Source organism: Hymenobacter sp. 102, assembly GCF_049949205.1.
GTDB lineage: Bacteria > Bacteroidota > Bacteroidia > Cytophagales > Hymenobacteraceae > Hymenobacter.
Map to the genome: position 1 here is coordinate 1,350,288 of NZ_CP188172.1, position 13,366 is coordinate 1,363,653.

The following is a 13,366-nucleotide window of genomic DNA, read 5'->3' on the forward strand; positions in this document are numbered from 1 at the left end:
CTCTGGATTACGGTTCACCGCCCGGGGTTCTCGCATACCGCCTTTTATATGTCGTTGCTGCAAGCCGTTCATAATATCCCCGAAATCTGTGCCCGGCTGGGCGTTACTGATGTGGTGTTGTCGCCGGGCAGCCGGTGCGCGCCGCTGACCATTGCCTTCGCCCGCCACCCGGATATTCAGGTGCGCACCGTGCCCGATGAGCGGGCCGCCGCCTTTATCGGGCTGGGACTGGCCCAGGCGCAACGGCGGGCCGTGGCGCTGGTGTGCACCTCCGGCACGGCCGGCCTCAACTACGCGCCGGCCGTAGCGGAAGCGTATTTCCAGCAGATTCCGCTGGTGGTGTTCACCGCTGACCGCCCCCCGGAGTGGATTGACCAACTCGACGGCCAAACGATTCGGCAGGCGGATTTGTACGGGGCCCACGCCAAATGCTCATTCACTTTCCCCGCCGACACGACTCACCCCGATGCGCAGTGGCACGCCGCCCGCATTGTATCAGAAGCCATTGGCTTAGCCGAACAGTTTCCGGCTGGTCCGGTGCAAATCAACGTACCGCTGCGGGAGCCATTTTACCCCAAACAAGGCGAGGAACTGCTGTTCGGGCCGGTGCGCGTAACGCGGGAGCTGCCGGGCCGCCCGCTGCTACCCGCTGCCCAGCTGCAGGAGTTGCGCGACGCCATTCGGAGCGCCAGCCGCGTGTTGGTAGTAGCCGGCCAGCACCGCTACGACGCCGATTTGCTGCTGGCCGTGCGGCAGTTTGCGGCTGCTTATCAAATACCAGTGGTGGGTGATTTGATTGCCAATCTGCACCTGCCCGCCGCCGCCGGCTACGACCAGCGCAATGCTCCGCTGGGCCGGCAGGACGTGTTTATGGCCGTGCCGGAAGCTGGTTTGAAAGAGGCGCTGAAACCGGAGCTGCTTATCACCTTCGGCCAGTCACTCATTTCCAAGGCCCTCAAACTGTACTTGCGCAACGTCAAGCCGGCCCAACACTGGCACATTCAGTCCGCCGGGGCCGTAGCCGACACGTTCCAGTCGCTGACCAAGATTGTGCGCATGGAACCGGCTGATTTCTTTGCCGAGTTAAGCTCAGATTCTCACGTTTCTTCTCAGCAAGAGCACGTTGCTGGTTCAATTCCAGCTGAACCCACAAATTCCGCAGAGCCGCAGGGATTCGACTCCAATCGGGGCCACGCCCCCGCGCAGGATGCCACCCGCGTAGCACCCCGCCCACAGCCGCTGGGCGAGCCGGTTCGCCTGACGTGGGCCTCCGCTGATGCGGATGCTCCGGCTAAAGTCGCGTACCTGCGCCCCTGGCAGGCCGCCGAAAACTGGGCCACCGGCTTTCTGCGGGAGTTTATGCAGCAGCTAAATCAGCCTTTTAACGAGTTTACGGCCATTTACCGAGCCTTGCAGCAGCTACCCGACCACACAGCCCTGCACCTGGCCAACAGCATGGCCGTGCGCTACGCCAACATTCTGGGCGTACCGGCGGGCCGCATAGTGGAAGTGTTTGCTAACCGGGGCACCAGCGGCATTGATGGCTGCACCAGCACGGCCGTGGGCGCTGCCCTGGCCCAACCCAATCGGCCCGTAGTGCTGCTCACCGGCGACGTGGCGTTTTTCTACGACCGGAATGCCTTCTGGCACAACTATCCCACGCCCAACCTGAAGGTAATTCTGCTTAATAACCACGCGGGCGGCATTTTCCGGCTCATCGACGGGCCCCGCCAGCAGCCGGAGCTGGAGGAGTTTTTTGAAACCCGCCAGCCCCTCACAGCCGAGAATACCGCCCGCGACTTTAAGCTGCGCTACCTGCCGGTTTCCACATTTACTGAACTAGAGTCGGCGCTACCGGTTTTCTTTGCAGCTGAATCCGGCGCGGCGCTGCTCGAAATAACCACCGACAGCCCGACCAACGCCGAATTCTTTGAACAGTACCGCGCGGCGGTACGCGCATCATTTTCCACTCCATAAGGTAACTGCCCCTCTCATGGCCGAACAACTTACCTGGACCCCGATCAAGGAGTTCCGCGAAATTCTCTTCACCCAGCACGGCGGCATCGCCAAAATCAGCATCAACCGCCCGCAGGTACACAACGCCTTCACGCCCCTCACGGTACAGGAGATGATTGAGGCGATGGACATCTGCCGCAACCGCACCGATATCGGCGTGATTATCCTGACCGGCGAGGGCGGCAAAGCCTTCTGCTCGGGTGGCGACCAGAGCGTGCGGGGCCACGGCGGCTACGTGGGCGAGGACACCGTGCCCCGCCTGAACGTGCTGGACCTGCAGAAGATGATTCGCTCCATTCCGAAGCCCGTTATTGCCATGGTGGCCGGCTGGGCCATTGGGGGCGGCCACGTGTTGCACGTAGTCTGCGACCTGAGCATTGCCGCCGAAAACGCCCGCTTCGGCCAGACTGGTCCTAAAGTTGGTTCGTTTGACGGCGGCTTCGGCGCTTCCTACCTGGCCCGCGTGGTAGGTCAGAAGAAGGCCCGCGAAATCTGGTTCCTCTGTGACCAGTACAACGCCCAGGAAGCCCTTGATATGGGCCTGGTAAATAAAGTGGTGCCGCTGGACAAGCTGGAGGAAACCACCGTGGCCTGGTGCCACAAAATTCTGGAGAAAAGCCCCCTGGCACTGCGCATGCTCAAATCCAGCTTCAACGCCGAGCTGGACGGGCAGGCCGGTATTCAGGAGCTGGCCGGCAACGCCACGCTGCTGTACTACCTCTCGGAGGAAGCCAAAGAAGGCAAAAACGCCTTCATTGAGAAGCGCAAGCCCGACTTCGACAAGTACCCCAAGTTCCCGTAACCCCGGCAGTGCACAGTATCAGCGGCCCGCCCCATTCGTGGAGCGGGCCGTTTTTATTGCGGCCGCACAGGCCTGTTCGTAGCCTCCTGCTATATTGCCACCGTTCCTACTCACGCACTGAAACCCGGAAAAACCAGGCAGCGGAGCAGCCAATGAGGCAGGTTTCTAATTCCACCGATTTACCCTGAGAATATGGCCGGATACCAGGTTCAATCAACTGACACGCGCACCTTCTCGCTGCTAAGTGACGGGGCTGTACTGGGCCAGCTGAAGTATGCCGAGTGGTTTTCCTTCAAAGCAACTCTGACCCTGCCCGATGGCACCAGCCTGCGCGCCGAGCCCCGGGGATTTTGGGGTACCACCATTGAGGTGAAGGAACACGATGCCGTGGGCCTGAGCTTTAAAATGCACTGGAACGGCAGCATCGTGCTCAAGTCCCGGCTCGGGCAAGAAAGTCGGGTATTCGTGCTGAAAAACCGCTCGGTACTGAAAAACGACTACGTACTGCTGGATAAGGCAGGCCAGGAACTGCTGCACCTGCAGCCTGACTTCAAGTGGCGAACCGGCAACTACGAGTACGCCATCAGCAGCTCTGCGGAGTTTGAGCAACTGGCGGCCAAACCCATTTTGCTGCTTTGCGCAACCCACTGCACCAACTATTACCTGGCCATGATGACCTCCTCAGTACTACTGACGGCCGTATAACTACCTTCATGCGGCCAGCGCAGCTACAGGATAGTCAGCAGCCTATGGCTGCATTGCCCAAATCTTTGGTTTGTCGTTTCTCTTTTCTGCTTTTCGCCATGAAGTCGTTATTGCTACTGTTGCTACTGACCGGTTCGGCTGCTGTATCGCGCGCTCAATCGGTTGCCGCCCCTGCCCAGGGCGCTGCTGTTTCTACCACACCGATCCAAACGGTAGAAGCCTCCTGCGGGCAGTGTCGCCTGGGCCTGCCAGGCAAGGGCTGCGACCTGGCCGTGCGCATCGATGGCAAAGCCTACTTCGTGGAGGGCACCACTATTGATTCCCACGGCGACGCCCACGCCAAGGACGGCTTCTGCCAGGCCATCCGCAAAGCGGAAGTGCAGGGTCAGGTGGTCAATAACCAGTTCGTGGCTACATATTTCAAGCTGTTGCCTGAGCCGGCGGCAGCAAAGTCTGCTCCGTAGCCCTATAAGCACCCTGCTTCGTACAGCATCAGCACGCAACTGCTGGTGCTTTTTTGTGCTGTGTGCATTACCTCATTGTTCGAACTCAGGGGCGCCCCCCGGTTTTTTCTGACTCTTCTCCCATTGTTATATGCGCGTTTTTCTGGCCCGGATATTCTTCCTGCTTGGCATCCTGTTCCTACCTGTATTGCTTGTAGCGGCTCCCACCGCCAAGGAGGTACCCGATTACCGGGTGCGGGTGCGTATTCTCAGCGTGCAAGGGAAAGCGCCGGCCGCGGCCCAGTCATTCAGCCTGTTACTGACGGGCAATACCCAGGCCGTCACCTTTCAGGGCACGGCCTGGAGTGGGTGGGCCGCCTCTACCCGCGCTGGCATCGAGCAGGTATTGACCTCGTACAACAACGCCAACAACGCCTTCTGGCAGGTAGCCACCAATGCCCGCATTACGCCCACCGGTGCCGCCTCATTCCCCACGCTCAAGGCGCAGGTGCAGTGTGTTATCGTTGGCGGCGAAACCAGCATGACGGAAGCCGAGCTGTTCGGCTCCAATATGGGCCTCATTCTGTGGAAGGGCACTGACCAAAAGATTCACATGGATACCTACGCCGGCCACGGCCGCCGGGTGTATGATCAGGCGCTGAAAGCGGCCTTTCTGCCAGAGCAGGAAAGGCCAAAAAAAATTCTATTCGGGGAGCGGTACATTGGGGCCGATGATGACTACCTGAGTTGGCGCGAAGGTGTGCGGCGCTTGTGCGGTCTGGGCTTTAATGCGCTGCACCCGGTACCCGCCCATCTGACAGCCACAGTGAAGGCAGCCGGTATTCATAAGGTTTGGGGAGCGGTGTACAGCCCGCCGGGGTATGCTTTCAACTTCAATCCGCAGCCCCAAGTGGAGTTTATGAAGTTTGCGCAGGACCAAATTGCGCCCTTACTGGCAGCGGGTTGGCAAAAGGACGATATTGGATTTTGGGTAACCAGTGATGAGCCCGGTTGGTACTACCCGGCCCGTTACCAGGAATTCAACAAAGACCCCAATGCCTTAGCCGCTTTCCACGCGTACCTGCAAGAGCGAGGGCTGAAGCCCGCCAGCTTGGGCAAAGCATCTTGGGACCAAGTGCAGCTCATTGGCCGTCAGGAGTACCACGACTTGCCCTCCCGGCGGCTGTTTTATTGGTCGAACCGGTTTGTACCGTGGGCTTCCGCGCGGTTTTTCGGCGAAGTGGCCCGCGCTTACGAGGCCGCAATTCGCCCGCAGGTACCGGTGCTGGTGAATTTCAACAATTTCATGGGTCTGGCGTACCAGCCGGGGCCCATTGGCAACAACGACCAGGGCAGCAGCCCCAATGCCGCTATGGGCCAGCATGACTGGCTGGAATTCGGGCGGGAACGAGGCTCTACCGCCATTGCCACCGAAGACTGGTTCGGGGATGATATGGCCCCGCAATGGTCGTTCTACGCCTCCCGGCTGCGGGCGGCGGCCGAGTTGGGTCAGGTAGGCATGGCCTCATTGGTGATTCCGCGCGTATCGGGGCAGCGGCCGGGGGGCATGTCTCAGAAGTTGTTGGCCTTGGTGGGGCACGGCGCTAAAACTATCCAGTTTTTCACGTTTGGCCCCGAGTATAATTTCCCCGGCAATTGCTATTCCGAGAATCTATCCGTGTTTAAGCCGTTGGCACAGGGCATGCGGCTGGTGGCGAAGGCCGAAGACCTGCTCTACCCCGGCCAGGCAAAGATTTCGCCGGTTGCTATTCTCACGCCCCAAAGCTCCCCGCTTTGGGACTTGGAGGAGTTTGTGCATCCACCCCGTATCATCGACGCCACCAACCCGTATCTGGATGCCGGCCGGATGGGCTACATGGTGGATATGCACGGGGTTTTTCTGGCGTTACAGCACAGTGCCGTACCGGTTCGGTTTGTGGATGAGCAGAAGCTGGCGGAGCCCGATTTCCAGCAAACCAAGGTACTGTACGTAACCGCGCCCGATTTACCGCAGGAATCAACGGAAGCTGTGCTGCGCTGGGTACATGCGGGCGGCACCCTGGTGACTACCGCTGGCAGTATGGCGTTTGATCGATACCATCAACCTGCCAGCATGCTGCTGCAAGCGGCCGGCGTGGCTCCAGTCACGGCATTGCGCCTGCCGGCCCTGCAGTATGCCGATGCCAAACCAGTAGGACAGATAGCGGCAGCGGGCGGGGCCCTTACCGTATTCGGCGAGCGGGAAAAGCTCTCCGTACAGCCCGATGCCCGGGTACTTGAGCAGTTTGAGGATGGAACGCCGGCCGTCACGGAACGCCGCCTGGGCAATGGCCGCATTATCCGGTTTGCCTGTTACCCGGGGCTATCCTACCGCCACTCGGCTACCACCTACACCGGCGGGTTGCCCAGCGGCTTCGCGGCGGGCTGGCGCCGTCTGCTGGTGCAGCCTGTACTGGATGCCCGGGCCAATTTGCCGGTACAGCTGGATAAGCCGCTGGTGGAAGCCCCGGCACTGTACAGCGCCGCCGGCGTAGCCGTAACGCTGCTCAACTGGAGCGGTACGCCGCAGGAAATTCAGGTAACCGTTACCGCCGACAAACCCGTGCGCCGGGCTACCTCGGGGCAGCGGGGGAGCCTGCGCTTCCAGCAAACCGGAACACGCGTGACCGTGCGCCTCCCAGTGGCCGATGTAGACGTGCTGCAACTGTATTACTGATGCCACTTCAGGCGGGGAGTGCTCCGCTAAAATATCGACCCGTAGGCTTCACAGCCAGCGCACCAGCCGAAAAAATTGCGCAACCGCTCGTTCTTCGCCCGCTTTTTCAGCCGTTTCCGGGCTTGGCGGGCGGCCTCGGCAACGGGGCTGGCGGCCGGGGCCGCTCCCTCGTCACGGAGCGTGCTGTAGCGGCGAAACACGAAGATCTTGGCCTGTGCGAACGGACTTGGTGCGGGCAAGGACATGGCGTTCGGAGATTAGTGACGTATTTAAGATACACCCGTAATCACCTCATAGTCAAGCCCCCGACCCGTTTATCTTCTCGCGCGTGGGAGGTTTAGTTGCGCGGGTGGTTTTATCAGCGGTTATCTTGCCCCTCTTTCCTCTCCATCCTGCGCTATGGCTTCCGAAACTGACCTCCTCCCCGACTCGTTGCTCCTCAATGGCCGCGAATTTCGCTACCAGGATATCCAGCAGTACCCCGCCCGCGCCCCCCAGGATCTGAACGGCTACGAGGCCCGGGTGCTGGACTTTGTGCGGCAATGGCTGAACGGGGCCCAGGAGTTCGGATTGCCCACCTCCGGCTCCACCGGCCAGCCCCAGCTGATTCAGCTGAAGCGGCGGCAGCTGGAAGCCTCGGCCCGGCGCACCGGCGACTACTTCGACCTGGGTCCTGGCGACCGGATGCTGGTGTGCCTGAACTGCGAGTTTGTGGGTGGCCTGATGATGCTGGTGCGCGGCCTGGAGCGGCGCATGCACCTCACCATTGTGGAACCTCAGGCCGACCCGCTGGCCCTGGTACCCGCCGCGGCCGAATTCGACTTTACCTCCTTTGTGCCCCTGCAGCTGCGGGCCGTGCTGGCAGCCGGCCACGCTTCCCGCCTCAACCGCCTGAAGGCTATTCTGGTGGGCGGAGCTGCCGTGGAGCGCAGCCTGGAAAAGGACATCCAGCAGCTGCGGGTACCCGTGTACGTGACGTATGGTATGACGGAAACGGCCTCCCACATTGCCCTGCGCCGCCTCAACGGCCCCAATGTGCAGCTCCCGTACAAGGTGCTGCCCGGCATTACGGTGGGGCAGGACGCGCGTGGCTGCCTCACCGTGCGCGCCGACGTAACGGAAAACCAACTCATCACCACCAACGACCGGATTTCACTGGCCGCCGACGGCCGCAGCTTTGAGTGGCTCGGCCGCGCCGACTTTGTTATCAACACCGGCGGCGTAAAGGTACAGGCCGAGAAGGTGGAACTGGTGCTGGAAGTGGCCCTCACCGAGCTGAACCTGAGCCGCCGCGCCTTTGTAGCCGCCCGCCCCGACAAACGCCTGGGGGAGCAGGTAACGGCTTTTCTGGAGGGCGCTAAATTAACCGCAACGCAGCAGGAACACCTGCTGCACCTGCTGCGCCAGCGCCTGGATAAATACGAGGTACCCCGGGAGCTGGTGGCCGTGCCGGAGTTCCGCACCACGGCGTCGGGCAAACTCGACCGTCTCAGCACCCTGCGTACGGTGCGGTAGCACGAACCGCATTTTTTCAAGCTGTTTGCTACTTCTCCCGCTTGAGCCCCCGCTGAGTAAACAGGGGTTCGTGGCCGCGTACAACTTTGATGAAGTCGCCAAGGAAGAGCTTGACGCGGCCGAAAAAGATGTAGCCGCTGATTTGGTCTTCGGGTAACCTACCAGAGGCGAATACTTGCCGGTAACCGGTTCCGGCCCCCAACCCTACCCAGCGGAATATGCGGTAGTGCGCGGCCATAGAGGGTTCTATCAGATACAACACCTGACGATTGGTGCGCTGCACCTTGCCATCGGGAAAGGTGTATTTGGTGTAGTAGTTGCCCACGCCCAACTGCAGGGGTAGGCTCAATTCCCACCGCGGATTGCCGATAAATACGTATTCTCCGTAGCCTGCTGCGTAGCGGAAGCGCACTTCGTCGCGGGTGCCGGGGGGCGTGCCCACCGGCTGGGGCACGCGGGTAGGTACGCCCCCCGACAGGCGGTAAAATCCCAGACCGGCGCGCCAGCGCCCGCGCCACTCAATGCCGCCTTTCAGCCCGTTGATGCCAACTATTTCGCCATTGAGGATTGAAAACCGCTGGTCGAACTGGAATACGGCCCGGCGGTGCGATTGGCGCACGAAGGTGGTATCATCGGCTACGGCCGGGGCTGGGCCGGCTATGGCCAGGGCTGGGACCAGGGTCAGCCCCAGTCCAACTAACACAGTACGCAAACAAGCAGCTTCCACGGCCCAAAGGTACGGGCAGGCGTGGCAGTAGTTGTCGTTTCACCCCCGCAGACCCGTTGCTTCGGCTTGCTGAAACCGCACTTCACCAGGTTTTGCGCCGGCAGATTGCGAAGGTTCGTGCATGTTTACGGCACCAAACCAATCTGCGCGGCGCATGGCTCTGACTCCTGACTTCCTGTTTTCCCTGGCTAATCCGGTGGCTCTGCTGGGCTGGGCCTTGCTGGTGCTGGCTCCGCGCTGGCGCGTCACGCAGTGGGTGGTGCTCAGCGGCGCGCTGCCTCTGGTGCTGGCCGGCTGCTACGCGCTGCTCATTGGCAGCCACTACCTGGGGGCGCACGCCCGGGAAGGCGGCTTCAGCACACTGGCCGATGTGGCCGTGCTGTTCCGCAACCCCTGGGCGCTGCTGGCGGGCTGGGTGCATTACCTGTGCTTTGATCTGTGCCTAGGCATTTGGGAAAGCCGGGATGCGCGGCGGCGCGGCGTGCCGCACCTGCTACTGGTGCCCTGCCTGCTACTCACGTTCCTGTTCGGGCCGGTGGGGCTGCTGCTCTATACCCTGGCACGCCGCTTTTATGGCCGCGAGAAACAAATTTCTGCTCCAATTCTTCCCTCCTAACGCTTCCTTGTCATGTCGGCTACCCTACCTCTGCCCACGGCCGCGCTGGCGGCGTTGATGCCCGTTTCTACCTGGCTGCGCGTGCTGCACCGCGCCAATCCCGTACTGGCCTGGGCGGGTTGGCTGCACGTGGGGCTACTGCTGCTGGCACTGGTCATGCTATTTCTGGATCCGCGCCTTATCACCGGCCTGCCCGCGTGGGTGAAGCCGGCCAAATTCGCCCTGTCCGGCCTGCTTTACCTCTGGACGCTGGGCTGGCTGCTGGCCGATTTACCCGCGCCGGCCAGCGGAGCCGTCCGCCTCGTCAGCATGGCAGCGGCCCTGAGTATGGTAGTGGAAATGGCCTGCATCTTCGTGCAGGCGGCCCGGGGCACTACTTCGCACTACAATACCGCTTCTGCCTTCGATGGACTGGTTTTCGGGCTGATGGGTACGTTTATTCTGGTAAATACCCTGGCTACCATCTGGGCGGTGTATCTGGTGTGGCACTACCAGCCCCACGGCCCGGCGGGCTACGTGTGGGGCGTGCGACTGGGGCTCTTGGTGTTTCTAATCGGTTCGGTACTGGGCGGCGTCATGATTCGCCTGGGGCAGCACACGGTGGGAGCCCCCGACGGCGGCCCCGGCCTGCCCGGCCTCGGCTGGAGCACCCGGGCCGGCGACCTGCGCCTCGCCCATTTCATGGGTATGCACGCGTTGCAGGCCCTGCCGCTGCTGGGCTGGGCTCTCAGCCACTGGCAGCCCCGCCAGGCCAGTCTACTCACCTGGCTGGGCACTGCCCTGTACGTGGGAGCGGTAGCTGCCCTGTTTATACAGGCCATGCGCGGTGTGCCGGTGGTGAAGTGGTGAGGTAGCATGCCAACGCAAGGAGGCACAACAAGGCAATAACCTGGCGGGGCCTCATTTCAGCCGGCTAAACTTGCGGCGGATGATTTCCTGCACGGGCACGTTCTCAATCTTGCTTTCCAGCCAGGAAATAATGTCGAGGTAAATGAACGGGCGACGCTGGTAAGGGTCTTCGGCAATCTGAATTAACTGGTTTTTCAGCTTGATGAAGGCCTCTTTCAATTGCGAAGGGGCTACGTTCCCCAGGTTGCGCAAAAACCGAAAAATTGCCTCCTGCATCTGCTGCTGGTCGTTCATCTTGCCCAGAAAACGGTACACCGAGCGGATCTGATATTCCAGCACCTCGTCGCGGCCGGCTTCGTAGTGAGCAATCAGACTCAGGATGCGGGCAAAGCACTGAATATCCTCGCGCAAGTTGGCTTCCTTAAAGTAGATTACCTTTTCGAGGTACTCAATAGCTTTGGTAGGCTGCCCGCTGCCGAAGTACAGGCTGGCAATTTTGTAGTAGAACACCAAGCGCCGGTGCGAATCCAGCTGCATGCGGTACCGCTCCAGGTTCTCGAGCAGTTCCGGCACTATCTGCAGGCCGGCCGTAAACTCGCCGCGCATGAAGTAGCCGTTGAGCCGGTTGGTATAGATGTACAAGAACAGCAGCGCGTCAATGTTAGGGTTGCTGCGCCGGTCGGGGTCGGCAGCGTAGGTTTCTAATTGAGCCAACACCTCCTCAAACCGACTGTAGTACAACATATTGTACGTGGTGATGAGCACATTGTGCACGCCCTTGATGTAGAGCATCGGCTGCTGCTCACACATCAGCTGGTTATGCTCGTACAGGTCAACCCACTTCTGCGCGTACCGGTAGCACTGCCGGAAATTCTGCGTGATGGTATAGTACCATACGTGCGCCTGGTAGAAGTATAACTGCTCGAAGAAGCTAGCCTCCCGGGGTTCCAGTGTAGGTAGCCCTTCCCGGAAGTAAGCAGTGATATTCTCGTAGTCCTGCTGGTTGCGGGTGTGCCCGATTTTGAGGTAGCGCCCGTACATGCGCAGCGCCAGGTTCGACAGCTCATGCTCGCGCCCAATGTGCTGTACCGTGTCGGTGGCTTCGTCGGAAAGCTGCCGGGCCCGCCCCTGAATACTCCGGGTAATGTATTGACCCTCAATCAGCTTCTCAAAATCCAGCGCCAGCAACACAATGTGGCGCAGCTCGGCCTGCTGGGCCGTGGCTTTTACTTTTTCCAGCATGCGCAGGCTGTGCTGGTACAGGCCCCGGTTGTAGAGCACCCGGGCAAAATCCAGTTGCTCGTGCAGTTGAATATCCAGGTTGTGGCCCGCGTGGTACATGCGCAGACTGGAGAGCAGCTGCTTATAGAGGTTGGCCTTGAGGTTGGCCATTTGCACTTTTTTGATGGCCGGCACCTGCTGCAGCACCCGTTCCTCATCGTACCGCTCCTGCCCGTCCAGGGCATCAAATAACTGCAGAAACTTCAGGCCTTCGGCGGAGCCCTGGCGGTTGGCAAACAACCGGAAGTGACGCTTTTCGGTGCGGGTCAGCGACTTTATGAGCTGAAAAACCGGGTCAGTACTTTCGTTGGGCATTGTACAAAGTCAAAAATTAACCTTTTGATTTTATGATACTTATACAACAAAAGTGATTTTCTAGAAATAGTAGGGCTATTGGAAAGAAGTTTTCAGCCGCTGAACCTCTGCGGGTACTTAGCAGCCGAATATCAGCCCAAAGATGCTATGTCAGCTCACTTCTCCACCTCTTTGTCCGCACTATTTTCTGCATTTGCCGGAGCTGGCTGGCGGGCCACCATTCTTACGGCCACGCCCAACGGCCAAACCATGGCCGGCTCCTACGCCCTGCTCCGAATAGAATCAAACCAAGGCTCGTCGGTAGTGCGGCCTGCGTCGCCCGCATTTCCCTTCCTGCTCCGCTAAGCGGCACGCGGGCGGTTCCTCCGTTTGTCAGTTGTACCACGCTCATGTATTACTCTCCTGATACCGTCGCCTTTCTGGATGGCGAGTTCGTACCAGCCGCGCAAGCTACCTGCGGCGTGTATGCCCAATCGTTGCACTACGGTTATGCCGTGTTTGAGGGCATTCGGGCCTACGCTACGCCGGCCGGCACCCGCATTTTCAAGGCCGGGGAGCATTATGAGCGCCTGCATTATTCCTGCAAGGCTATTGGCTTACCGCTGCCGCACTCGGTGGAAGAACTGACGCGCATCAGCTACGAGGTGCTGGAGCGCAACGGCCTGACCGACGCCTACATCCGCCCGCTGGTATTTGCCGGCACGCCCAACATGAGTCTCAAGGCGGCTACCACCAGCAACGTGCTGGTGGCCGTGTGGGAATGGGGCAAGTACCTCGGCGACCAAAGCCTGCGCCTCACCGTGTCGCCCTACGAGCGGCCCAACCCCAAGGCCGTGCCTATTGAGGCCAAGGTGGCGGGACACTATGTCAATTCCATCATTGCCAGCACCGAGGCCAAAGGCCGAGGCTACGATGAGGCCCTGCTGCTGGACATGCACGGCAACGTGGCCGAAGGTCCCGGGGCCAACTTCTTCTTCGAGCGCAACGGCGAACTGGTTACCCCTCCGGCCGGCAGCATCCTGCGCGGCATCACCCGCAACACCATCATCGACCTGGCCCGCGAAGCCGGTATCACCGTCACGGAGCGGTTTTTCGGCCCCGAGGAGCTGCGCACCGCCGAAGCCGCCTTCATGACGGGCACCGCCGCCGAGGTTATCGGCGTGGCCTCGGTGGATGACGTGGTGTTTGAGCGCCCCTTCCAGCAAACCATCGGCGGCATGCTGGCCCAGCATTACCAAGCGCTGGTAACAGGGCAGTCGGTTAGAACGGAGAGCCTAGAAGTTAGAGCCTAGAACTGAGAGTTTAGAACTGACAGTTTTTGAAAGACGGGCAACTGACCGTCCTATTTCGCCCCAACCTCAGCAACGACGAGACGCGAAGT

The 13,366-nt window shown here is 60.5% G+C and carries 13 protein-coding genes; 10 read left to right on the forward strand and 3 right to left on the reverse strand.

Going from position 1 to position 13,366, the window contains the following annotated elements:
• Nucleotides 1-48 precede the first annotated feature (48 nt).
• The 5 genes from menD to ACN19L_RS05970 all read left to right on the forward strand — a co-directional run bounded on the left by menD (nt 49) and on the right by ACN19L_RS05970 (nt 6,682).
• Nucleotides 49-1,977, forward strand: a complete 1,929-nt coding sequence (gene menD, locus ACN19L_RS05950) for a 2-succinyl-5-enolpyruvyl-6-hydroxy-3-cyclohexene-1-carboxylic-acid synthase (RefSeq protein WP_426492611.1) — start codon at nt 49-51, stop codon at nt 1,975-1,977.
• Between the two features lie 16 nt (nt 1,978-1,993).
• Complete coding sequence (menB, locus tag ACN19L_RS05955; protein WP_426492612.1) at nt 1,994-2,818, forward strand: 1,4-dihydroxy-2-naphthoyl-CoA synthase; 825 nt, start codon at nt 1,994-1,996, stop codon at nt 2,816-2,818.
• 192 nt (nt 2,819-3,010) lie between these two features.
• On the forward strand, nt 3,011-3,523 hold the full coding sequence (locus ACN19L_RS05960; RefSeq protein ID WP_426492613.1) for a hypothetical protein: 513 nt from the start codon (nt 3,011-3,013) through the stop codon (nt 3,521-3,523).
• Between the two features lie 98 nt (nt 3,524-3,621).
• Nucleotides 3,622-3,987 carry a DUF6370 family protein gene (locus ACN19L_RS05965; RefSeq protein WP_426492614.1) on the forward strand — a complete coding sequence of 122 codons (366 nt, stop codon included), beginning with the start codon at nt 3,622-3,624 and terminating at the stop codon, nt 3,985-3,987.
• A gap of 130 nt (nt 3,988-4,117) precedes the next feature.
• Complete coding sequence (locus ACN19L_RS05970; protein ID WP_426492615.1) at nt 4,118-6,682, forward strand: beta-galactosidase trimerization domain-containing protein; 2,565 nt, start codon at nt 4,118-4,120, stop codon at nt 6,680-6,682.
• Between the two features lie 26 nt (nt 6,683-6,708).
• On the opposite strand, the gene ACN19L_RS05975 is transcribed toward ACN19L_RS05970, so the two are convergent.
• A complete protein-coding gene (locus tag ACN19L_RS05975) occupies nt 6,709-6,927 on the reverse strand; it encodes a hypothetical protein (protein ID WP_426492616.1) in 219 nt (72 codons plus the stop codon).
• Between the two features lie 154 nt (nt 6,928-7,081).
• Here ACN19L_RS05975 and ACN19L_RS05980 point away from each other — a divergent pair, with 154 nt between their 5' ends.
• Entirely contained in the window at nt 7,082-8,197 is a 1,116-nt protein-coding gene (locus ACN19L_RS05980) for an AMP-binding protein (RefSeq protein WP_426492617.1), read from the forward strand.
• Between the two features lie 28 nt (nt 8,198-8,225).
• On the opposite strand, the gene ACN19L_RS05985 is transcribed toward ACN19L_RS05980, so the two are convergent.
• Complete coding sequence (locus tag ACN19L_RS05985) at nt 8,226-8,900, reverse strand: hypothetical protein (protein WP_426492618.1); 675 nt, start codon at nt 8,898-8,900, stop codon at nt 8,226-8,228.
• 178 nt (nt 8,901-9,078) lie between these two features.
• On the opposite strand from ACN19L_RS05985, the gene ACN19L_RS05990 reads away from it, so the two are divergent.
• Together ACN19L_RS05990 and ACN19L_RS05995 are read left to right on the forward strand one after the other, a co-directional pair.
• The gene (locus ACN19L_RS05990) at nt 9,079-9,540 is read left to right on the forward strand and encodes an ABA4-like family protein (protein WP_426492619.1); all 462 of its coding nucleotides are present in this window, start codon (nt 9,079-9,081) and stop codon (nt 9,538-9,540) included.
• A gap of 12 nt (nt 9,541-9,552) precedes the next feature.
• A complete protein-coding gene (locus ACN19L_RS05995) occupies nt 9,553-10,389 on the forward strand; it encodes a hypothetical protein (RefSeq protein ID WP_426492620.1) in 837 nt (278 codons plus the stop codon).
• 51 nt (nt 10,390-10,440) lie between these two features.
• On the opposite strand, the gene ACN19L_RS06000 is transcribed toward ACN19L_RS05995, so the two are convergent.
• Nucleotides 10,441-11,985 carry a hypothetical protein gene (locus ACN19L_RS06000; RefSeq protein ID WP_426492621.1) on the reverse strand — a complete coding sequence of 515 codons (1,545 nt, stop codon included), beginning with the start codon at nt 11,983-11,985 and terminating at the stop codon, nt 10,441-10,443.
• A gap of 171 nt (nt 11,986-12,156) precedes the next feature.
• Here ACN19L_RS06000 and ACN19L_RS06005 point away from each other — a divergent pair, with 171 nt between their 5' ends.
• Both ACN19L_RS06005 and ACN19L_RS06010 read left to right on the forward strand, forming a co-directional pair.
• Nucleotides 12,157-12,330: a hypothetical protein gene (locus tag ACN19L_RS06005; RefSeq protein ID WP_426492622.1), complete on the forward strand. Its 174-nt coding sequence runs from the start codon at nt 12,157-12,159 to the stop codon at nt 12,328-12,330.
• 44 nt (nt 12,331-12,374) lie between these two features.
• Nucleotides 12,375-13,277, forward strand: coding sequence for a branched-chain amino acid transaminase (locus ACN19L_RS06010; protein WP_426492623.1), 903 nt, complete (start codon nt 12,375-12,377; stop codon nt 13,275-13,277).
• Nucleotides 13,278-13,366 lie beyond the last annotated feature (89 nt).

Bases quoted from the DNA above. Each gene is read 5' to 3' on its own strand.
- menD (WP_426492611.1), top strand. From the start codon at position 49: ATGTCGTTGCTGCAAGCCGTTCATAATATCCCCGAAATCTGTGCCCGG.
- menB (WP_426492612.1), top strand. From the start codon at position 1,994: ATGGCCGAACAACTTACCTGGACCCCGATCAAGGAGTTCCGCGAAATT.
- ACN19L_RS05960 (WP_426492613.1), top strand. From the start codon at position 3,011: ATGGCCGGATACCAGGTTCAATCAACTGACACGCGCACCTTCTCGCTG.
- ACN19L_RS05965 (WP_426492614.1), top strand. From the start codon at position 3,622: ATGAAGTCGTTATTGCTACTGTTGCTACTGACCGGTTCGGCTGCTGTA.
- ACN19L_RS05970 (WP_426492615.1), top strand. From the start codon at position 4,118: ATGCGCGTTTTTCTGGCCCGGATATTCTTCCTGCTTGGCATCCTGTTC.
- ACN19L_RS05975 (WP_426492616.1), bottom strand. From the start codon at position 6,927: ATGTCCTTGCCCGCACCAAGTCCGTTCGCACAGGCCAAGATCTTCGTG.
- ACN19L_RS05980 (WP_426492617.1), top strand. From the start codon at position 7,082: ATGGCTTCCGAAACTGACCTCCTCCCCGACTCGTTGCTCCTCAATGGC.
- ACN19L_RS05990 (WP_426492619.1), top strand. From the start codon at position 9,079: ATGGCTCTGACTCCTGACTTCCTGTTTTCCCTGGCTAATCCGGTGGCT.
- ACN19L_RS05995 (WP_426492620.1), top strand. From the start codon at position 9,553: ATGTCGGCTACCCTACCTCTGCCCACGGCCGCGCTGGCGGCGTTGATG.
- ACN19L_RS06000 (WP_426492621.1), bottom strand. From the start codon at position 11,985: ATGCCCAACGAAAGTACTGACCCGGTTTTTCAGCTCATAAAGTCGCTG.
- ACN19L_RS06010 (WP_426492623.1), top strand. From the start codon at position 12,375: ATGTATTACTCTCCTGATACCGTCGCCTTTCTGGATGGCGAGTTCGTA.